General features: G+C 58.2%; 20 protein-coding genes and 1 tRNA gene. 13 read left to right on the top strand and 8 right to left on the bottom strand.

Annotated elements, in window-relative coordinates; genetic code table 11:
* The first annotated feature begins 79 nt into the window (after positions 1–79).
* The 4 genes from NIT7645_RS14150 (at position 80) to NIT7645_RS14135 (ending at position 3382) form a co-directional block, all read left to right on the top strand.
* Positions 80–394 carry a hypothetical protein gene (locus tag NIT7645_RS14150; protein WP_008559377.1) on the top strand — a complete coding sequence of 105 codons (315 nt, stop codon included), beginning with the start codon at positions 80–82 and terminating at the stop codon, positions 392–394.
* A 149-nt stretch (positions 395–543) separates the two neighbouring features.
* Positions 544–1932, top strand: coding sequence for an adenosylhomocysteinase (gene ahcY / locus NIT7645_RS14145; RefSeq protein WP_037303018.1), 1389 nt, complete (start codon positions 544–546; stop codon positions 1930–1932).
* 228 nt (positions 1933–2160) lie between these two features.
* Positions 2161–2817, top strand: a complete 657-nt coding sequence (locus NIT7645_RS14140; protein WP_008563059.1) for a PRC-barrel domain-containing protein — start codon at positions 2161–2163, stop codon at positions 2815–2817.
* A gap of 223 nt (positions 2818–3040) precedes the next feature.
* Positions 3041–3382, top strand: coding sequence for a DUF2853 family protein (locus NIT7645_RS14135; protein WP_008560250.1), 342 nt, complete (start codon positions 3041–3043; stop codon positions 3380–3382).
* Between the two features lie 286 nt (positions 3383–3668).
* Here NIT7645_RS14135 and NIT7645_RS14130 read toward each other — a convergent pair whose 3' ends face one another.
* The 5 genes from NIT7645_RS14130 to tsaD all read right to left on the bottom strand — a co-directional run bounded on the left by NIT7645_RS14130 (position 3669) and on the right by tsaD (position 6891).
* On the bottom strand, positions 3669–4064 hold the full coding sequence (locus NIT7645_RS14130) for a DUF1761 domain-containing protein (RefSeq protein ID WP_008563217.1): 396 nt from the start codon (positions 4062–4064) through the stop codon (positions 3669–3671).
* A gap of 74 nt (positions 4065–4138) precedes the next feature.
* Positions 4139–4561, bottom strand: a complete 423-nt coding sequence (locus tag NIT7645_RS14125; RefSeq protein ID WP_037302616.1) for an EVE domain-containing protein — start codon at positions 4559–4561, stop codon at positions 4139–4141.
* Positions 4561–4833, bottom strand: a complete 273-nt coding sequence (locus NIT7645_RS14120; protein ID WP_008558698.1) for a YciI family protein — start codon at positions 4831–4833, stop codon at positions 4561–4563. The genes NIT7645_RS14125 and NIT7645_RS14120 overlap by 1 nt, the downstream gene beginning before the upstream one ends.
* A 1-nt stretch (position 4834) precedes the next feature.
* On the bottom strand, positions 4835–5797 hold the full coding sequence (locus NIT7645_RS14115; protein WP_008560169.1) for an NAD(P)H-dependent glycerol-3-phosphate dehydrogenase: 963 nt from the start codon (positions 5795–5797) through the stop codon (positions 4835–4837).
* Positions 5794–6891: a tRNA (adenosine(37)-N6)-threonylcarbamoyltransferase complex transferase subunit TsaD gene (gene tsaD, locus NIT7645_RS14110; protein ID WP_050687309.1), complete on the bottom strand. Its 1098-nt coding sequence runs from the start codon at positions 6889–6891 to the stop codon at positions 5794–5796. Before tsaD ends, NIT7645_RS14115 begins: the two co-directional genes overlap by 4 nt.
* Positions 6892–6965: 74 nt before the next feature.
* Here tsaD and NIT7645_RS14105 point away from each other — a divergent pair, with 74 nt between their 5' ends.
* The 4 genes from NIT7645_RS14105 (at position 6966) to NIT7645_RS14090 (ending at position 10720) form a co-directional block, all read left to right on the top strand.
* A complete protein-coding gene (locus tag NIT7645_RS14105; protein WP_050687307.1) occupies positions 6966–7691 on the top strand; it encodes a uroporphyrinogen-III synthase in 726 nt (241 codons plus the stop codon).
* Positions 7692–7747: 56 nt separating this feature from the next.
* On the top strand, positions 7748–9070 hold the full coding sequence (locus NIT7645_RS14100) for a COG4223 family protein (RefSeq protein WP_074964261.1): 1323 nt from the start codon (positions 7748–7750) through the stop codon (positions 9068–9070).
* Positions 9071–9080: 10 nt separating this feature from the next.
* Complete coding sequence (locus NIT7645_RS14095) at positions 9081–10571, top strand: heme biosynthesis protein HemY (RefSeq protein WP_008561810.1); 1491 nt, start codon at positions 9081–9083, stop codon at positions 10569–10571.
* A 73-nt stretch (positions 10572–10644) separates the two neighbouring features.
* Positions 10645–10720 (top strand) — tRNA-Thr (locus NIT7645_RS14090).
* Between the two features lie 51 nt (positions 10721–10771).
* On the opposite strand, the gene NIT7645_RS14085 is transcribed toward NIT7645_RS14090, so the two are convergent.
* Genes NIT7645_RS14085 through NIT7645_RS14075 form a run of 3 tightly spaced genes read right to left on the bottom strand, consistent with a single transcriptional unit; the run spans position 10772 to position 13855 of the window.
* The gene (locus NIT7645_RS14085) at positions 10772–11476 is read right to left on the bottom strand and encodes a GntR family transcriptional regulator (protein ID WP_008559745.1); all 705 of its coding nucleotides are present in this window, start codon (positions 11474–11476) and stop codon (positions 10772–10774) included.
* Positions 11477–11495: 19 nt separating this feature from the next.
* The gene (gene argE / locus NIT7645_RS14080; RefSeq protein ID WP_008560935.1) at positions 11496–12653 is read right to left on the bottom strand and encodes an acetylornithine deacetylase; all 1158 of its coding nucleotides are present in this window, start codon (positions 12651–12653) and stop codon (positions 11496–11498) included.
* Entirely contained in the window at positions 12653–13855 is a 1203-nt protein-coding gene (locus NIT7645_RS14075; protein ID WP_008559917.1) for a M24 family metallopeptidase, read from the bottom strand. Before NIT7645_RS14075 ends, argE begins: the two co-directional genes overlap by 1 nt.
* Positions 13856–14044: 189 nt before the next feature.
* On the opposite strand from NIT7645_RS14075, the gene NIT7645_RS14070 reads away from it, so the two are divergent.
* From NIT7645_RS14070 to NIT7645_RS14050, 5 genes are all read left to right on the top strand, one after another.
* The gene (locus NIT7645_RS14070; protein WP_008560379.1) at positions 14045–15418 is read left to right on the top strand and encodes an aspartate aminotransferase family protein; all 1374 of its coding nucleotides are present in this window, start codon (positions 14045–14047) and stop codon (positions 15416–15418) included.
* Between the two features lie 129 nt (positions 15419–15547).
* On the top strand, positions 15548–17164 hold the full coding sequence (locus NIT7645_RS14065) for a GMC family oxidoreductase (RefSeq protein ID WP_008562858.1): 1617 nt from the start codon (positions 15548–15550) through the stop codon (positions 17162–17164).
* 26 nt (positions 17165–17190) lie between these two features.
* Positions 17191–18810, top strand: a complete 1620-nt coding sequence (locus tag NIT7645_RS14060) for a long-chain-fatty-acid--CoA ligase (RefSeq protein WP_008560557.1) — start codon at positions 17191–17193, stop codon at positions 18808–18810.
* A 162-nt stretch (positions 18811–18972) separates the two neighbouring features.
* The gene (locus NIT7645_RS14055) at positions 18973–19809 is read left to right on the top strand and encodes a flagellar motor protein MotB (protein WP_008562411.1); all 837 of its coding nucleotides are present in this window, start codon (positions 18973–18975) and stop codon (positions 19807–19809) included.
* 103 nt (positions 19810–19912) lie between these two features.
* Positions 19913–21238, top strand: coding sequence for a flagellar hook protein FlgE (locus tag NIT7645_RS14050; RefSeq protein ID WP_008559791.1), 1326 nt, complete (start codon positions 19913–19915; stop codon positions 21236–21238).

Genomic DNA, 21238 nt, shown 5'->3' with positions numbered 1-21238 from the left:
TTATATAGACGACAGGGGCTCTTGCCCCAATTTGGCAAGCCTCTTTCGTGGCACTTGGCACATACGAAAGGAGTTCGCCATGTTTAAACGTCTTGTCTCAGTTTCGCTCATCTTTGGAATGCTCGCGACTGCGCCGCCTGCTGTGGCCTCTGCCTGCACTCCCCGTGATGATCTGATCGAACGGTTGCAGTCGTCCTATGCCGAGCGTTTGACCGCCGGAGGGCTGCAGGCCAGTCGCCCCGTATCCACTGTGATCGAATTCTGGGCGTCTGATACGACCGGAACCTTTACGGTTCTGGTTTCCCATCCCAACGGGCTCAGTTGTGTGGTGGCATCGGGCACCGGCTTTTTCCAGGTGATGGAAGAGGTCAAAGATCCGGGCACACCCAGCTGATTTTGGTCCCCCCGAAACCGTTGGGGGTCGGGGCGCGCGGCGGCAAGTCGCTGCGCCCCGGCTTTCATCTGGGGCATCTTCGTTGCTTATAAACCATTGCAGTGCTACCTCGTGCGGTAAGTGAACATGAAACCTGAATGGAGCAAGCAATGCCCGGTGATTACATCGTCAAGGATATTGCGCTGGCCAGCTTTGGCCGCAAAGAACTCGACATCGCTGAAACGGAAATGCCGGGCCTGATGGCGCTGCGCGAAGAGTACGGTGAAAGCAAGCCGCTGAAAGGCTCGCGCATCGTTGGTTCGCTGCACATGACCATCCAGACCGCGGTTCTGATCGAAACCCTCGTGGCGCTGGGCGCAGACGTGCGTTGGGCATCCTGCAACATCTTCTCCACCCAGGATCACGCTGCGGCGGCGATTGCTGAAGCGGGTATTCCGGTCTTTGCGATCAAGGGCCAGAGCCTGGAGGAGCACTGGGACTATCTTGATCGCTCCTTCCAGTTCCCGGAAGGCGCAAACATGATCCTGGACGATGGCGGCGACGCGACCCTTTATGTGCTGCTTGGTGCCCGCGCCGAGGCAGGCGAAGACATCATTCCCGTTCCGCAGTCCGAGGAAGAAGCGGTCATCAAGGCCCAGATCAAAAAGCGGATGGAACAATCCCCGGGTTGGTTCACCAAAACTCGCGACGCGATCAAAGGCGTATCCGAAGAAACAACCACTGGCGTTCATCGCCTTTACGAACTGGTCAAAGAAGGTCAGCTGCCCTTCCCCGCGATCAACGTGAATGATTCCGTCACCAAGTCGAAGTTCGACAACAAATACGGCTGCAAGGAATCACTGGTGGACGGTATCCGCCGCGCAACAGACGTGATGATGGCCGGTAAGGTTGCGGTTGTCTGCGGTTATGGCGACGTTGGCAAAGGCTCTGCTGCTTCGCTGCGCGGCGCTGGCGCCCGTGTGAAAGTCACCGAAGCCGACCCGATCTGCGCCCTGCAGGCGGCGATGGACGGTTTTGAGGTCGTGCTGCTGGAGGATGAAGTCGCCTCTGCGGACATCTTCATCACCACCACCGGCAACAAAGACGTGATCCGCATCGAGCATATGCGCGAGATGAAGAACATGGCCATCGTTGGCAACATCGGCCACTTTGACAACGAAATTCAGGTGGCGAACCTCAAGAACCACAAGTGGACCAACATCAAGGACCAGGTGGACATGATCGAGATGCCGTCCGGCAACAAGATCATTCTGCTGTCTGAGGGCCGTCTGCTGAACCTTGGCAACGCCACTGGTCATCCGTCGTTTGTGATGTCTGCGTCTTTCACCAACCAGGTTCTCGCCCAGATCGAGCTGTGGACCCGCGGGGAAGAGTACAAGAACGACGTCTATATCCTGCCCAAGCATCTGGATGAGAAGGTGGCCCGCCTGCACCTTGACCGCATCGGCGTGAAACTGACCCAGCTGAGCCCGGAGCAGGCCGCCTATATCGGCGTCACTCCCGAAGGCCCGTTCAAGCCAGAGCACTACCGCTACTGATCGAATTGCTCTGACAGGCGATTTGGAAATTCCGAACACCCCGCACGTCGTGTGGGGTGTTTGCTTATGTAATTGATATCAAACTGACATATTGTCTGTGCGATGCGCGCCAAACGCTGTGCACGTAGAAAATGTTCCGAGAAAAAAGCGACGAAAAACTTGGAACGTTCGGCTCTTGGGTGTCGTTTCTCTGCCGTACATCAAATGATGAAATGATGGAGAAAACGAATGACCGATCTGAAAGCCAAAACCCGTATCCTCGCTGGTGTGACTGCTGCAGCTTTGATGGCTGGTGCAGGCGCTGCTCAAGCAACTTCGGTGCCGCGTGGTGAGTACAAGGCCCAAGGCGAAGTCGAAACCGTTGGCGGCCAAAATGAAACTGGCAGCGCGTCCATCGATACTACAACCGGCACCACCGTGCCGCGCGGCGAATACAAGGTCGACAGCGGTGTTGAAACCGTGAATGACCAGACCCCGGCCTTTGGCGACGAGAACGTGAACGATACAGCTGAAGCGGCAACAACCGTCCCGCGTGGTGAATACAACAAATCAGATGCTGCTGGCGACAAAACGCCACCGAAATCAGAACTGACTGTGGCCGATCTTGTCGGCACCAATGTTCTGGGTGCCACCGGCAAAGATGTCGGCGAGATCGACTATGTGATCGAACAGGATGGTGAAATTGCAGGCGTTATCGGCGTGGGTGGTTTCCTTGGCCTGAACGAGTACACGGTAGCTGTTCCGCTGTCCGACATGGAATTTACCCGGAATGGTCAGCTGCAGTTGGACGCTCGCACAGAAGCCTCGCTGCGCTCTATGCCAGAGATCGAAGAAGATGCGATCATCCCGCTGGCTGACAACCTGATCGTCGGCGACCAGGTATAACTCGCCAGTGATTTACGATGACTTTGGCGCCCTCATTCGAGGGCGCCTTTGTCTTTTGTGGCGTTGGTTTTCGATGCTTTGATGGCTGGAAATGATCCGACTGTGGTGAAATTCCCAGTTCACTTGTGCGTTCCAGCGGTTAAGCTGCCAGCAATAAACAGGTTCGGGCATTGATATCCGGGCCGATTTAATGAGTTCCACGACGTAGAATGGGAGAGAGACTTTGGGTAAACGCGACGACCTGATCGAACAATACGCAAGCGATCTGAAGAACAAATGCGGCATGGATCCAGACATGGATCTGCTGACAAAAGTGACGATTGGCTGTGGTCCGGCAATTTATGATGCGGATGCTTCTACCGTGGCGTCGAGCCAGGAAAGCGAGCTTGAAACCGTCAAGAACAACTTTCTGATCAAGAAACTGGGTCTTGCAGATGGTCCGGAGCTGATGGAAGCGATCAACTCTGTGGTTGAAACCTACGGCAAGTCCGAGCGTAACAAATACCGCGCGGTGGTTTACTACATGCTGACCAAGCATTTCGGAAAAGAATCCGTCTACGGCTAAGCCGCCGACGAGAGCAGATCCAAACCCGCTGGTTTCTCCGGCGGGTTTTTTCGTGGGTTCACGATGATCAGCCCAATCTGCATTTGTCTTTGATTTTACAGGTATTGGCTTTGCGGAATCATTACGGTCCGGCCTAATGTGGTCTTACCGGTCAGGATGGCCAGGATCATAGATTTCGAACACGTGTGGTGGAAGTGGAGCACGTGGGGTGAAAGGGAAGATCCTGCCATTTGGGCATGGTCTTCCCTTTTTTATTTTTGCGATCGCATCTGCCCAGAAGCGCTGTTCAGAACAGCGTCAGCACCAAGCCGATCGCTGCACAGGCCAATGTTGCATAGCCCCCGTCGATCAGTGACAGGCGCAAGGGGCGCGCGGCGTAAAGATTGTTGATCATGATCCAGGGGCTGATGAAAAACAGGCCAATTCCCAGCCCGCCAATCAGCCCGCCGCCCAATGTGTCGATGCCGGAAAGCGCAAAAACATGACGCATCATTCCCGCGACAACCAACTGCAGAACAAAGGTGCCGGCATATAGCAGTGGGTTCTGGGCATTGATGGGTTTGCCGCTCGCGTCGCGCGGGACTTTCGCAGCTTGCATCCAAGGTTCGGCCAAGAGCCCGTACCAGACGGCGCCAAGAGCAAAGCCCGCAACAGCAGCTGCCAGAACATTCAGGATTTCCATTTGACCCTCCCAAGGTGCAGGTTCCCTTGCAAGAGCTTGGAGGACACCGATGGGGTGGGTCAATCCGGGTCAGGTTATTCCGGGTCGGTGTTGCCCAGGGCGCAGACGATTTTCCATTCCTCAGCCGTCACCGGTTGCACCGACAGACGCGAGCTTTTGACCAGGGCCATATCGCTCAGTCGGGGATCTGCCTTGATCTGTTCCAGCGTGACAGGCGTGACAAAGCTGCGGATCGCTTTGATGTCCACGCATTCCCAGCGCTCGTCATCGGTTGAGCTGTCGGGGTGGCTCTCCGCGCAGATTTCAACGATGCCGACCACGGATTTTTCCTTTTGCGAATGGTAGAAGAATCCGCGATCGCCCAGTTTCATGTCCCGCATGAAGTTGCGGGCCTGATAATTTCTTACGCCGTCCCATTCCTCGCCCGCATCACCTTTGGCTTGCTGGTCATCCCAGCTCCAGGTTGAAGGCTCGGATTTGAACAGCCAATATGCCATCAGCCGACGACCTTTTTCCAAGTGATCAGTTCAACCGCTTCAAACAGCCCAGCTTTTGCGTAGGGGTCGTTGTCGGCCCAGGCTTGCCCTGCTGCCATGTCCTCGACGTCCAGAATGATCAGCGATCCAACCATGCCACCGTCCTGATCCAAAAGAGGACCGGCCTGGGCAACGCAGCCAGTGGAGTCGATATAGGCCAGATGTGCAGCGCGGTTGTCCATGCGGGTTTGAAGATGGTCGGGTTTGTCCCGCGCAATCAGAGCGATCAGCATATCATTCCTCTTTCAATGGTCGTGAGAGCAGTTGAGCCGCGGCATCGGCAATGGTCAAGCGTTGATCCAGCAGCGCAACCACGATTGCAGTAATCGGCATATCAAGTTTCCGAGATTGGGCCTCTTCATGAACCGCGCGGGCCGTTGCAGCGCCTTCGACCGTCACCGAGGGGTCAAAAGGTTCTGCGCGGCCAATCGACAGGCCGAGACGGTAGTTCCGAGACAATTCGGAACTGCATGTCAGGGTAAGATCCCCAAACCCGGAAAGACCGGCCATTGTCTCGGCGCGTGCACCACTGGCAATCGCCATCCGCTGCATTTCGGCATAGCCGCGTGTCATGAGCGCTGCGCGCGCGCTATCGCCAAGCCCGGCGCCAATGACAGCGCCACAGGCAATCGCCATCACATTTTTCAACGCCCCGCCGAGTTCGGCCCCGATGGTATCGGTCGTTCGATACAGGCGAAGATTGGAGGTCGTCAGTTGCTGTTGCAGCACCTTGCCCTGTGCTTCGTCCTGGCAGGCCAATGTCAGCGCAGTTGGCAAGCCAATCGCGATATCGGCAGCAAAGCTGGGTCCGGTCAACAGGGCAGAGGTCGTCTGTGGCAGGCACTCGCGGAGAACCGCGATTGGGCCCAGGCCACTGTTCAGTTCGATACCTTTGCAGCAGGCGACAATCGTGCGTTCGCGCAAAAGATCGGCATTCTCTGATACCACCTGCCGCAGTTTCTGCATCGGTACGGCCAGCAAAACCACGTCAGCCTGCGTTGCCCGGTCCAATTCGGCAGTTACTGTCAGGGCATCTGGCAAAACGGCCCCCGGCAGGCGTCTGGAGTTTTCGCGACTGTTTTGCATGTCGCGGGCATGATCTGCGTCGCGCGCCCACATCGTGACAGGGCCCTCATTGGCCAGCGAGATCGCCAATGCGGTGCCAAAAGCGCCCGAACCAAGAACTGCGACGCTCATGCTTTGGCACCTTTTTTGCCGCTGCCCAACATGGCTGGGCTTGATTGATCGAGCGGCCAGCGCGGCCGTGCAGATAGGTCCATGCCATCACGGGCGCCGATCTCGAACCGTTCAATACCGGCATAGGCAATCATCGCAGCGTTATCGGTGCAAAGCGCCAGTGGGGGGGCGGTAAATTCTGCCCCCGCTTCGGCGCATACCGTCTCTAACGCGGCGCGAATGGCAGTATTTGCAGCAACACCGCCTGCAACAGCGACGGTTGGACAGGCCGGATTTTCCGCCATGTAGATACGCAGCGCACGGCGGGTTTTTTCGGACAGGACATCGGCGACAGCCGCTTGAAACCCGGCGCAGAGATCAGCACGATCCTGACGGGTCAACCCGCCCTTTTCCGCGACGATCTGGTCGCGCATCCGCATCAGTGCCGTTTTCAGGCCCGAGAATGACAGGTTGCAATCCGGCCTGTCCAAGAGAGGACGAGGAAAGCGGTATCTGCGCGGATCGCCGTTCTCTGCTTCTGCCTGAACCGATGGCCCACCTGGCTGGGGCAGACCCAGCAGCCGGGCGGTTTTGTCAAAGGCTTCGCCGGGGGCATCGTCGATGGTTCCGCCCAAACGGCTAAAATCTTCGGGGCCGCGAACAATGAGATATTGGCAGTGGCCGCCGGAAACCAGCAGCATGAGATAGGGGTAGGTGACGCCGTCGGTCAGCCTGGGTGTCAGGGCGTGGCCTGCAAGATGGTTCACACCAACAAGCGGCAGGCCGGTTGCTGCCGCGATCCCCTTGGCACACATGACGCCAGATATCACGCCACCAATCAGACCTGGGCCTGCGGTCACTGCGACAGCATCAAGATCTGCAAGCGTCACTTCAGCTGCATCAAGTGCATCGCGCACGCAATGGTCCAGTTTCTCGGCGTGGGCGCGGGCGGCGATTTCCGGCACCACACCTCCGTAGGCGCTATGCAGGTCAGTCTGGCCAAATACGATGGACGACATCACCGTTGCCGATCCGTCCATTTCGCGACGTACCACAGCGGCGGCAGTGTCATCGCAGCTGCTTTCCAGTCCCAGAATGGTGAGGCGTTGTGTCATGGCGTTACCGTTGCATCATTGTCGTGCCGGGGCTACCACCTAAGTCAGTGGCGAACAATCCCGAGGGGCGAGAGATGGTCGGCCTGCTGATGACACGGCCCCAGATGGCGGCACGGCGGTTCGTTGAAGAACTGGACCCTGCCACGCGGGCCAAGGTCACGCCGATCTTTGCGCCATTGATCGAACCGCGGCCCGTTGCTCATGATCTGGGGGATCCGTTTTCCGGGGATGTGATCTTTTCCTCTGCCAATGCGGTTGCCTTTGCGCCAACGCCTGCCGATCCATCGCAGCGCGCCTATTGCGTTGGTGCCCGCACAACCTCGGCCGCAGCCCAGATCGGGTGGACGGCCAATTGCGCGGGCCAGGATGCGGATGGGTTGGTTGCCAACCTGATTGAGCGTCGCCCTGACCGGCCTTTGGTCCATCTACGGGGTATTCATAGCCGAGGTTTCATAGCGCAGCGGCTGCGGGATGCGGGTGTTTCCTGCACTGAGACAGTGATTTATGACCAGCCTGCCCTAGGTTACGAGGCAGACACAGAACGGGCGATGGATGCGCAAGATGTGATGATCGTGCCGCTTTTTTCACCGCGGACCGCTGCGCAATTCGTCAAATTGGCACCATATCGCGCGGAACTCTGCCTACTGGCCCTGAGTGATGCCGTCGCGGAACCATTGAAACGCTTGAATTGCAAAGACTTGCAGATATGTAAGGCTCCAACTGGAGAGCATATGCACATACTGGTCCGTGATGCCGCAGCCCGTCTGGCGCGGGTTGAGGGTGGACCATCGGCACAGTAAGTTTGATGCCGAGTTGATGTATTGAGATTTTTTGAAGAATCGAGGGGGGCGTCGGCGTGGCTGACAAGAAGCAATCCGAAGAGACGAAGGTGGATATTGCCGATACGTCTGTTGCGGAGACGGACACCGAGACCAAGGCGACAGACACCCTGACGGAGCCTGTTGACGCCGAGATCGCAGAAGCGAAGCCGGAGCAGTCCGGGGATTCACCTGACCCGGAACAGGAGGTGCAGGTTGAGACCGATGCATCAGCGGACCCCGAAGTTGTCGCTGAGGCGGATCAACCTGTTGATGATGAACAGCATGATGAAGCTATCGTTCCCGAACAAACGGCGGAGCCATCATACGCTGAACCCCCGGCACCTGAACCGCAACAGGTTATTGAGCGACGCGGCGGATTTGGGGCTGCCTTGTTGGGTGGTGTCGTGGCCGCGGGCCTTGGGTTCGTTGCAGGGCAAACAAATGTACTTAATGAATTCCTGCCCCCCTCCTGGCGCTCTGCTCCCGGTGTGGATGCAGCGCAGCTTGAGAGAGTCGAGCAAGAGCTGAATGCAAAAATTGCTGAGCTTGAGGCGCGGCTTTCCGAAACAACTGCCCCGTCACTGGATCCGATTGAGACGCAGCTAAATGCGCTGACGCAGGAATTGGATGCGCTCCGCTCGGCTGGTACCTCTTCTGGGACGGCTGACGTGACCGATGCGCTGGACCTTCTTGCGCAACGTGTCGATGCGTTGGAAAGCCGCCCCATCACAGATGCAGCGAGCCCTGAAGCGGTCGCCGCCTTTGAGGCAGAGCTGGCAAAGCTGCAGGACAATCTGGCAGCGCAAAGCGCAGAGATCGAACAAAAACTGGCAGAGGCCAGTGAAATGGAAATCGCCAGCGCCGAAGCTGCGCGTTTGGCCAGTGCGCAGACTGTCGTGGCACGTTTGCGCGGCGCGATTGATGCAGGCGCAAGCTATGCGGGACTGCTGGACGAACTGACTGCGCTGGGCGTTGATGTCCCCGATGCGCTGGCTGGATCTGCCGAGGGTGGCGTCAGCACGCTATCGAGCCTCAGAGACAGTTTTGCCCCTGCAGCGCGCGATGCGTTGGCCGTTGCGCGGGACGAAACCAAAGGCACTGGCGGGTTGGCCGCCTATGTCCGCCGCCAGCTTGGTGCCCGATCAGTAGAGCCGCGCGATGGCGAGGATCCGGATGCTGTCCTGTCCCGCGCCGAAGCAGCGGTTCACGCAGGCAACCTGCAAGGTGCCCTGGACGAGCTGTCCACCCTGCCGGAGGCTGCACGGGTGCCGCTGGCAGATTGGGAGGCTGCGGCACGCGCGCGCCTGTCTGCCGTTGCCGAAGTCAATGAATTGGCCACAAGCCTGACCGCCAAATAAGGAAGCCGCCATGCTCTGGTCATTGTTGAAGATCCTCGTTTTCGTCGCAATTGTTGCTGTTCTCGCGTTTGGTGCCTCTCTGCTGACAGAGACCGCCGGCGGTGTGCAGATTACAGTTGCAGGCACCGAATACACCCTGAGCGCATTGCAGTCGGTGATTGCGCTTGCTGTGCTGGTGTTTGCTGTCTGGCTTGGGTTCAAGGTGCTGTCGTTGCTTATTGCCACGCTGCGCTTTTTGAACGGGGATGAAACGGCCCTGTCGCGCTATTGGGACAAGGGGCGCGAGCGGAAAGGCTATCAGGCCCTGTCTGATGGCATGATGGCGCTTGCCTCTGGCGAGGGGCGTCTTGCGATGGCCAAAGCCGCCCGCGCAGAGAAATACCTGAACAACCCGGAACTGACAGACCTGTTGACTGCGCAGGCTGCTGAAATGGCCGGGGATACGAAAAAGGCCGCTGAAGCCTACAAGCGTCTTGTCAGCAATCAGTCCACCCGCTTTGTCGGTGTGCGCGGGATCATGAAGCAGAAGCTGTCCGAAGGTGACACAGAGACCGCGCGCCAGCTGGCGGAAAAGGCTCTTGCCCTGCGTCCCAAGCACGAAGAAGTGCAGGATACACTGTTGACGCTACAGGCCCGGGCCCAGGATTGGGCGGGTGCGCGCAAGACGCTCACGACCAAACTCAAGACCGGAACTCTGCCGCGTGATGTGTACAAGCGGCGGGATGCCGTTCTGGCACTGTCCGCATCCAAGGCAATTGTCGAGGATGGAGCCACCGTTGAGCAGCAGGAGCAGGCCATCGAGGCCAATCGCCTGTCCCCTGATCTGGTCCCCGCGGCAGCCATGGCGGCCCGGACATACCTTTCCCGTGGCAAAAAACGCAACGCTATCCGGGTCCTGAAGAAGGCATGGGAGGCCCAGCCACACCCTGATCTGGCACAGGCCTTTGCGGAGGTAGAGCCGGGCGAGAGCGCGCAGGAGCGGGTCAAACGGTTTGTGCAGCTGTCGCGGTTGGCGCCGCAGCATGATGAAACACGCCTGATCATGGCAGAGCTGAACATCGTTGCCGAAGATTTCCCCGAGGCCCGTCGGGCGCTGGGAGATTTGGTAGAGCGCGCACCGGATGCGCGGGCGCTGACGTTGATGGCGGCAATCGAAAAGGGCGAAGGTGCACCAGATGCGGTCATTCAGGGGTGGCTCACTCGCGCCCTCAGTGCACCGCGCGGGCCACAGTGGGTTTGTGACAAATGCAATCACATCCATGCCGACTGGGCGCCGGTCTGTGAAAACTGCGCGAGTTTCGACACCCTCAGCTGGACCCGCCCAGAAGCCCCTCATGTGATGGGCCCGCAGGTGCTCCCGTTGTTGACTGGCAAGCCGCAGGCAGACGAGGCGCATGGGGCCGACATCGCCGATGTCGAACTGTTGGAAGATGATCAGACCGACGCTGAAGATGATTCCGCAACCGTATCAGAGGATGCGGAATTGAAGGACGCAAAATAGATCTTTTCCGTGCGGCGCGCGAATGCTAAAGCGCGCCGCACAAGACTTTGGGCGGTTTTTATCGCCTCAGGTCGCCGCTGTAGCTCAGCTGGTAGAGCACGTCATTCGTAATGATGGGGTCGGGGGTTCGAGTCCCTTCAGCGGCACCACTCTTCTCCGAAAACCGCGACTTTAGGATTTTGGTGACTGCATCCCCGCAGTCAGAGGGCAGACAATTGGCCCGCTTTCATCCTGACAAAACTCATGGAGATATGGGCGCGCTGCATCAATGCGGCGGCATGTAGATCTCCGATTTGCAGCGCTCCAATGACGTCTTTCAGCTCTCGGTGAAAGATCTCCATCTCTGCCGCCAGATCCAGACGAGAGGCAAAGACCGACTGCAACCAGAACCTTGCTGTGCGGTAATACAGCCGTTCTGCGGTGTCGCGTAACGGTTGGTTGTCTGTCAGCAGAAGCGTGGTTCTGAAGAAATCAGTCAACAGCTGCGCAAATGCGCGGGGGTCCTGGTCCTGCAACCCATCCAGCGATCGATCCGCGAGCCGGTGGAACGTACCGATGATTTCGTCGAGATCCTGTTTCGGTGACAGCTGGCCAAGAAGCCCTGCCAATTCCATGCGGAGCTGAAACGTCTGTTCCAGCTCCTCCAGGGATACTTCTGTCACAAACGTACCTGCCCCATGCACGGATTGCAGCAGGCCTTCGTCTTCGAGACGGCCGAGAACACGGCGGAGCGGTGTGCGGCTGATTCCAAACTCCTCTGCGAGGGCAACCTCGGATAGCCGCGTGCCAGGCGCATAGTCCAACAGGCAGATCCGGTCGCGTATTTCGCCGTGGATCCACTCAAACCGGTCCTTTGCAGACAAGTCGGCGGCTGCCGTGAGTTGGGTGGGGGTGTTCAGAGTCATTCTGTCCTGCGAATTGGTGTCATGTCAGTCTTTGCGCCAGCTGCTCCAACAGATCAAGGCAGAGCGAAAGTTGCGAGTGGGTGATAAACTCATCCGGTTTGTGGGCCTGCGCGATGGATCCGGGCCCGCAGACCACGACATCCATCCCAAGGGCCTGATAGACGCCTGCCTCAGTGCCGAAGGGAACAGTAGAGGCGCCATTCTGTCCAGTGATTGCGAGCAGAGTGTCACGCAATGGATTTTGCGTCATCGCGTTCAGCCCGTCCACTTCCGCCAGCGCGGTGGTCACGATATCTGCCTGCGGACATACCGCCCGCATTTCGGGCAGCAGTTCCTCTTCGCACAGGGTTTGCAGCGTTTGTTTCACATGAAGCGCATCGACCCGCTGAACCGGGCGCATTTCCCAATCGATCTGGGCCGAGCCCGGGATCACGTTATGCGCCTGACCGCCGGTCAGGGCGCCCGTATTGATTGTGGTCCAGGGTGGATCAAAGGGGCTGTCTGGGGGGCATGCTGATTTCAGCTGCTGTTTCAGCCTCACCAGAACGCTGACAAAACGCGCGGCGTATTCAGCGGCGTTTACACCCAGATCGGGCATGGATCCGTGGCCCTCTAGCCCGCTGATGATGGTCGTGTATTCAAAACATCCTTTGTGAGCATCAATCACCTGCATTTCTGTCGGCTCGCCAATGAGCGCCTGTGCGGGCCGGATTGGCCGGCTTTCCAGAATGCGGGCAAGGTGCTGCGCGCCAAAACAGCCGATTTCCTCGTCATAGGTGATGGCATAGTGGATCGGTCGTTTGAGCGGGAGATCAGCGAAATGGGGCGCCATTGCCAGCGTCGCCGCCAGAAACCCCTTCATGTCGCATGTTCCGCGCCCATACAGTGCGTCATTGCGCGACAGCAGGGTAAAGGGGTCGCTCTGCCAGATCTGATCAGTAACAGGCACCACGTCGCTATGGGCAGACAGCATCAAACCACCGGGTCGGTCGGGGCCGATGGTGGCAAGGAGATTGGCCTTGTGCCCGCTCTCATCCGGCAGGATTTCTACCCGTGCGCCTGCGGCCTCCAGTTGTTCGGCAACATAGGCAATGCAGGCCCGGTTGCTGTCGCAGGACACGGTGGGAAACCCGACGAGCTGGGCAAGAATTTCCTCGGTGCGGGCGAGCCGCTGCATTAGTCTGCGTCCTTCACGAACAATTTGCGATCTATCTGCGATAGTGCCTCTGCAGGGCCGTCGTCCCGGATCAGGATGGTTTCGGTGGTTTCCAGACCCCAGTTGTCCATCCAGAGGCCGGGCATGAAGTGAAATGTCATGCCAGGGCGTAGTTCGCTGTTGTCTTCTTCGCGGATGGAGATGGTCCGCTCTCCCCAGTCTGGCGGATAGCTGAGCCCGATTGGGTAGCCACAGCGCCCATTGCGATCGATGCCGTTCTTTTTCAGTTCTGCATGCAGGGCGCGCGCGATATCACCGGCGGTGTTGCCTGCGCGTGCGGCCTCGATCCCGGCGGCCAACCCGTCCTCCAGCGCCTGGGCTGCGTGCAGCATGTCCTTTGGCGCGGGGCCTAGATGGACGGTCCGGCACAGGGGGGCGTGATAGCGGCGATAGCAGCCGGAAAGTTCAAAGAATGTTGCCTCCTCCATCTGCATCTCGCGGCCATCCCAAGTCAGATGCGCCGCTGTGGCGTCCTGACCGGAAGGGGTGAGAGGAACAATCGCCGGGTAATCCCCCCAATCCCCGCCAGTGCCATAGATGCCCGCCTGCATGATATCGCCAACCAGTTCATTCTTGCGTTGACCGGGGGCCGCGCGATCGATGGCAAGCTGCATGATATGATCGGAAATCCGGGCGGCCTTGCGGACAAAGACCTGCTCTTCGTCGGATTTGACAGCGCGCTGCCAGTTCACAAGCGCGGTTGCATCAATGAGATGTGCCTCGGGCATGGCGTTGGTCAGAACGGCATGGGCCTTGGCTGAGTAATAGTAGTTTTCCATCTCGACCCCGATGCGCGGGCGGGCAGACCCCTGTCGATCCGCGAGCGCCAGCAAATGCTGGGCAAGATCCTGCATCGGGTGACGCGTGGTCGATTGGACGTAGCTGTCGTCATAGCCGGTGATCTCGCTTTCCTGCATCCACACGGTACGGCGGGCGCCAAAGGAATCCATTCGCCGTCCCCACCAGATCGGATCACCTTCCTGCGGGAGGATGACCCCCTGATGAACGTAAAAGGACCATCCGTCATAGCCCGTCAGCCATGCCTGATTGGAAGGGTCCGTGACAAAAAGGATATCCAGATCGAGTGCCTGCATGGCGGCCCGCGTTTTGGTTAGGCGTCGGTCGTATTCCTGTCTGGAAAAGGGGAGGTCGATGGCTGGCATGGAAGGGCTCTTTTTCGCTGATTCCTTGAATTTGTACACAAATCGGAATTGATCTGGCAATTCCTATCGGGGTTTGGTGAGTTATTCACGGCTATCTTCGGAAAAACGCTTGACGGAATGCATTTGGTTTGACTGGTTGTGTACAAAATATGGATCCACGCCTTGGGTCCGCAGATATGAGGACCGAATATGCTGACCAATGATCATCTTGATGCCTGGGATCGCGATTGCTTTTTTCATCCCTCCACCCATCTTGCGCAGCACGCGCGTGGTGAAAGCGCGAACCGGGTGATCCGGACGGCCAGCGGGGTTCACATCGAAGACCGGGATGGAACCCAGCTTCTGGACGCTTTTGCAGGGCTTTACTGCGTGAATGTCGGATATGGCCGTCAGGAAATCGCCGACGCCATCGCGGAACAAGCACGGGAACTGGCCTATTACCATTCCTATGTCGGTCATGGGACAGAGGCGTCGATCACGCTGGCAAAGATGATTCTGGATCGGTCGCCGTCCCATATGTCCAAGGTGTATTTTGGACTTGGCGGTTCTGATGCGAATGAAACCAACATCAAGTTGGTCTGGTATTACAACAACATCCTTGGGCGTCCGCAGAAAAAGAAAATCATCTCTCGCTGGCGCGGTTATCACGGTTCAGGCCTGATGACAGGTTCACTGACCGGGTTGGAGCTGTTCCACAAGAAATTCGATCTGCCCCTGGCGCAGGTCGTGCACACGGATGCGCCCTACTACTTCCGTCGGGAGGATACCAACCAGTCGGAAGCGGAGTTTGTGGCACAATGCGTTGCTTCGCTCGAGGCTCTGATCAAGGCGGAAGGCGCTGATAGCATCGCGGCCTTCATCGGTGAACCGGTGTTGGGAACCGGTGGTATTGTGCCGCCACCTGCGGGCTATTGGGATGCGATCCAAGCCGTTCTCAAAAAACATGACATCCTGCTGATCGCGGATGAGGTTGTCACCGGATTTGGCAGGCTTGGCAGTATGTTTGGCTCGGACCACTACGGTATGAAGCCCGATATCATCACCATCGCCAAGGGGCTGACCTCGGCCTATGCGCCGCTGTCAGGATCTATCGTGTCTGATCGGATGTGGAAGGTGCTGGAGCAGGGCACCGACGAGAATGGCCCGATTGGTCACGGCTGGACCTATTCGGCGCATCCCATCGGGGCTGCCGCAGGGGTGGCCAATCTGGAGCTGATCGACAAGCTGGGACTGGTCGAGAACGCCGGAACCGTCGGAGCCTACCTGCAAGAGGGGCTGCGTGCGGCATTGGGGTCGCATGCGCATGTGGGGGACATCCGCGGTGAGGGCATGCTGGCTGCTGTCGAATTCGTGGAAGACCGCGATGACCGCCGGCTGTTTGATCCCGCCCGCAAGATCGGACCGCAAGTGGCCGCAGCTCTGTTAGAGCAGGACCGGGTCATCGCTCGCGCGATGCCTCAGGGGGACATTCTGGGGTTTGCGCCGCCCTTCTGCCTGACCAGACAAGATGCGGACCAGATTGTTGCAGCCACTCAGCGTGCGGTTGAAACCGTTCTGGGCTGATCCCCGATGCATTGACGTTCCGTCAGTGTGGACAGGCGATCCAATTGCGGCGCTCATCTTTGCTGTGGGGTCAATGATCCTGCGCAGCGGGGGAGCGCTGCAAGATGTTGGTTGTGCGGGAGGATCGTTATGCAGGCGGATTATGTCATCGTGGGGGGCGGTTCGGCAGGGGCAACGCTTGCATCGCGGTTGAGCGAAGATCCGAACACAACTGTCTGCCTGCTGGAAGCCGGTGGGCGCGGAGACAGCATTCTTGTTCGGGCTCCAGCCGCCGTGGTGGCGATGTTGCCGGGCCGACCAAAAATCAACAATTGGGCCTATGAAACCGTGCCGCAGCCCGGTTTGAACGGGCGCAGGGGTTACCAGCCTCGGGGCAAGGGGCTGGGCGGCTCCAGTGCGATCAACGCCATGCTTTATATTCGTGGCCACGCCGGTGACTATGATGAATGGGCCAGCCTTGGCTGCGAGGGCTGGGACTGGCAATCGGTGTTGCCCTATTTTCGCAAGGCTGAAAACAACGAACGCGGCGCTGATGACGTCCACGGTGCAAGCGGCCCCCTGCAGGTGAGCAACCAGAAATCACCGCGCCCCATAACGGATGCCTTTGTCGCGGCGGGTCAATCGTTGCAGATCCGGCAGGTGGATGATTTCAACTCCGGCGACAATGAAGGCATCGGCCTTTATCAGGTCACCCAGTTTCATGACGAGGCCAGGAACGGTGAACGCTGCTCGGCGGCGGCGGCCTATCTGCATCCCGTTATGGACAGGCCCAATTTGACGGTTCTCACCGGGGCGCACGCCAGTCGCATCCTGTTTGAGGGCAAGCGCGCCGTTGGGGTCCAGTATCTGCAGCATCAACAAAGCCATGAGGTCAAAGCCGCGCGTGAGGTGATCCTTTGTGGCGGGGCGTTCAATTCTCCACAGCTCTTGCAGCTGTCCGGCGTTGGCCGCGAAGAGGACATCCGCCCCCACGGCATCGAGATGCGGCACCACCTGCCGGGTGTGGGGCAGAACCTGCAGGATCATCTGGACTTCACCCTGGCTTACAAATCCAGGGATCGCGACAATTTTGGCATCTCGTTGCCGGGCAGCGTCTCTCTGCTGGGTCATATCCTGAACTGGCGCAAGACCGGCACGGGGATGATTGCCACTCCGTTTGCCGAGGGGGCAGCGTTCTTCAAGACCGATCCGGCTGGGGACCGCGCCGATGTGCAGCTGCATTTCGTGATTTCCATCGTGGATGACCACGCCCGCAAGCTGCATCTGGGGCATGGTTTCAGCTGTCATGTTTGCGTCCTGCGTCCAAAATCGCGGGGATCGGTCACGCTGGAGAGCAGCGACCCGATGGCCGCACCCCGCATTGACCCTGGTTTTCTGTCAGATCCTGAGGATTTGGATGTCTTGATGAAGGGCGTGCGCAAGACCCGCCAGATCATGGCGGCAGAGCCTTTGGCGCGCTACATTCACAAAGAGCTGTTTATCGAAGGCGAGCCAGATGACGCCGCGCTGGAACAGCACATTCGAAATCGGGCTGATACGATCTATCACCCGGTTGGCACCTGCAAGATGGGCATCGATGACATGGCTGTGGTGGATCCTCAGCTACAGGTGCACGGGTTGGACGGTCTGCGGGTGGTCGATGCCTCGGTCATGCCACGCCTTGTCGGTGGGAATACCAATGCGCCAACCATCATGATCGCGGAAAAAGCAGCGGATATGATCCGCGAAGCTGCAGCACATATTTGAATTTCTGACTTGGAGTACATGACGATATGCTTGGCAAGATGATGCACAAACAGCTGACCATCGGGTCGCTGATCGAACATGCGGGCCGCTTTCACGGTGCAACTACGGTGACATCTGTCGAAACGTCCGGCGAAACAGTGCATGTGACTTGGGGTGATATCGATCAGAACGCACGCAAACTGGCGGCTGCGTTGGGGCGCCTCGGCCTGGAACAGGGCGCACGCTGTGGAACCATTGCCTGGAACAACCGGCGGCACCTTGAAATCTATTTTGCCGTCTCTGGTGCCGGGTATGTCTGCCACACGATTAACCCACGCCTGAAACCCGAGCAGCTGATCTACATCATCAATCATGCCGAGGATCAGGTGCTGTTCATCGACACCACCTTTGTTCCAGCGGTGGCCCAGCTTCGTGCCCATATTTCGGGTGTCCGCCATATTGTCGTGATGGGCCCCCGTGACCAAGCCATTGCAGAACAGATTGAGGGCGTCCTGTTCTATGATGAGTTGATCGCCGCCGAAGATGGGCGTTTTGACTGGCCGGAGTTGGATGAAAACACGGCGTCCAGTCTCTGTTATACCTCCGGTACGACGGGCAACCCCAAGGGCGTGGAATACACCCATCGTACCAGCGTGCTGCACTCCTTGGGGGGAAATCAGCCGGATGGCATGGGGCTTCGGGCGCGTGATACCGTGTTGGCGGTTGTTCCCATGTTTCATGTCAACGCTTGGGGCACGCCCTATATTGCTGCTTCAGTTGGGGCCAAACTGGTTTTGCCGGGACCGCATCTTGATGGTGTCAGCCTTGCCAAACTGATCGACGCTGAGAAGGTGACAGTGGCGCTGGGCGTTCCGACAATCTGGATGGGATTGCTGCAGGGTTTGGCCGAAACGGGCTCTACCGCAGACAGTCTGGAGCGCACCATCGTCGGAGGATCTGCTTTGCCGACCGTTATGATTCCGACCTTCCGCGACAAATATGGTGTGGATCTGGTCCATGCCTGGGGCATGACTGAAACCAGCCCTCTGGGAACATTGAACCAGCTTTTGCAGAAACACGATGTGCTGGACACAGAGGCACAGGCAAAGCTGCGAGAGGGGCAGGGCAGACCGCCCTATGGTGTCGATTTGCGGATCGTGGACGATGAGGGCACGGTCCTGCCGCGCGATGGCCAGACGCAGGGAAATCTTCAGATCCAGGGCCACTGGATCATCGATCAGTATTTCCGCGCTGATGGATCCGCTCTTACCGATGATGGTTGGTTTGATACCGGCGATGTCGCAACCCTGGATCAGGATGGCTACATGATTATCCGGGATCGCTCAAAAGACATCATCAAATCCGGAGGTGAGTGGATTTCGACGGTTGAGCTGGAAGATATCGCCATGTCCCATCCCAAAGTCGCCCAGGCCGCAGCCATTGCAGCCCGGCACCCCAAGTGGGACGAACGGCCGGTTATCATTGCCATCAAATCTGATCCTAAACTGAACGCCGACGAACTGCTGTCGCACTATGATGGCAAAGTGGCCAGCTGGCAGGTGCCCGACCGGGTGGTGTTCGTCGACAGCTTGCCACTTGGGGGCACGGGTAAGGTTTTGAAAAACAAATTGCGCGACACCTACGGCGACATTTTGCTGGAGAACTGAGACAGCAAGCCTGCGGACGCTGGACCCTGTAGGCAGGTTTCCGCGTCCGGGGCTGGCAAGGTGCAGAGGTTGGGCGTCTATAACTGCCGGCAAATTTATCTGTTAAGCCTCACTTAAGACACCACCTGATATCCCGGTAGTGGGTGAAAATAGGTGGTGGATATGAGCGCACAGAGCAATGTGGCGCCCATTATCATCAAGAAGAAGAAATCAGGTGGTGGCGATGGTCACCACGGTGGCGCATGGAAGGTCGCATATGCGGACTTCGTGACGGCAATGATGGCATTCTTCATGTTGATGTGGCTGCTCAACGCAACGACAGAAAAACAACGCAAGGGTTTGGCGGATTACTTTTCGCCGTCCATTCCGCTCAGCCGGGTGTCCGGTGGCGGCAACGGCGCGTTCAATGGTGACAGCATGTTCACCGAACAGATCAAACCGCAGAACGGGACGGGTGCATCTGACACCAACCCGATGGATGCGCAGCAGGCCCAGGGTGATACCGGGGTTCAGGATGATCAGGAACGCGAACAGACGGATGAGACCTTCCGCGCCTTGGCCGAAGAACTGAACGGTCGTGGTGGTGAAAGCATGGTCTCGCTTGAGATGGCGCAGCATATCATTACGCGCGTCACGGATGAGGGACTGGTGATCGAACTTTTCGACACAGAGACCTCTCCGCTGTTCAAGGAAGGCACGCCTGAGCCGACGCTTCTGTTCCGCGACATCATCGAGATGGTCGCGCGTGTGACAGGTGTGGTTGAAAACAACATTGCGGTTGGTGGGCATACCCGCTCGCACCCTGTTGTGATCGCCAATAATCCAGTGTGGGAGCTGTCGCACGCACGTGCGGACATGACGCGGGTTATGCTCGAATCAGGTGGGACCAAATCCAAGCGAATCCACCGCGTCACGGGGCATGCAGACCGCAAGTTGACCGATGCAAACCCGATGGCGGCGCGCAATAATCGGATCGAAATCGTCCTCCTGCGGAAGTAATTCCACGGATTTGCCCTTTCGGGCGGCCAACAGACCAGACAATTTTATCTGTTAGCCGCCCGTTAATGGGCGATCGGCTAGCTGTTGCATCAAGAAAGATTCGATGCAGCAGAAAGGCGTATCCATGACGATTTCTTCCTCGCTCAATGCCGGCGTGTCCGGACTGACCGCGAATGCCAGCCGACTGGCCTCTATTTCCGATAACATCGCCAATTCCTCGACCGCTGGTTACAAGCGGGTGCAAACCGATTTCCATTCGATGGTCATGGGGTCTTCTGGTGGCACCTATTCCGCCGGCGGTGTGCGCACCACGAACGTGCGTCTGATCGACGAACGTGGCCCGTTGGTATCGACCAACAACGCGACCGACCTGGCGGTACGTGGCCGGGGTATGCTGCCAGTAACCTCGATGACAGAGGTTGAGGTTGGTGCATCCAATCCGCAAATGATGCTGACCACTACCGCATCTTTCCGGACCAATGCCGATGGTTTGCTGGCAACCGAGTCCGGTCTGGTTCTGATGGGCTGGCCCGCACAGTCTGACGGCACCATCCCGCCCTATGCGCGTGATACCTCGGATGGGCTGGAGCCGGTCCGCTTCAACGTGAACAAACTGTCGGGTGAACCAACCACAGAAATGTCGCTGGGTGTGAACCTGCCTGCAACTGCGACCGAGTCGGGCGCCGCGGGCACCAGCGAAAACCTGTCGATTGAATACTACGACAACCTCGGTAAATCCGAGTCCCTGCAGATTGAGTTCGTCCCAACCGTCCCGGCAACCGGTGAGTCCAACGAATGGACCATGATCATCACCGACACCGCGACAGGTGCAACACCGATTGGTGAATACACACTCACCTTTGATGACAACCGAACCTCTGGTGGTGCGCTGAACGCCGTGACCCTGGGCTCTGCCGGTGGTGCCTATGATCCTGCAACCGGTTCGATCATCGTGAACGTTGCCGGTGGCCCGATGGAGATCAACATCGGCATGATCGGTGATGACAATGGCCTGACGCAACTGTCTGATACATTTGCCCCGGCATCGATCTCCAAGGATGGTGCCCCGGTTGGTAACTTTACCGGCGTTGAAATCGACGAGGCGGGTTTTGTGCGTGCCAACTATGACACCGGCGTCAGCCGCGTGGTCTATCAGGTGCCGCTTGTCGACCTGCCCAACCCCAATGGCATGATCGCGATGGATCGCCAGACCTATATGCCCTCAAGCGAGAGTGGCTCCTACTTCCTGTGGAATGCTGGGGAAGGTCCGACAGGCGATATTCTGGGCTATGCGCGTGAGGAATCCGCCACCGATGTGGCCGGTGAACTGACCAACATGATCCAGACACAGCGCGCCTATTCGTCAAACGCGAAAGTCATCCAGACCGTGGATGAGATGTTGCAGGAAACCACCAACATCAAGCGCTGA

Source organism: Phaeobacter italicus (assembly GCF_001258055.1).
In the GTDB taxonomy this organism is placed as follows: domain Bacteria; phylum Pseudomonadota; class Alphaproteobacteria; order Rhodobacterales; family Rhodobacteraceae; genus Phaeobacter; species Phaeobacter italicus.
This window is presented reverse-complemented; position numbering and strand designations above follow the sequence as displayed.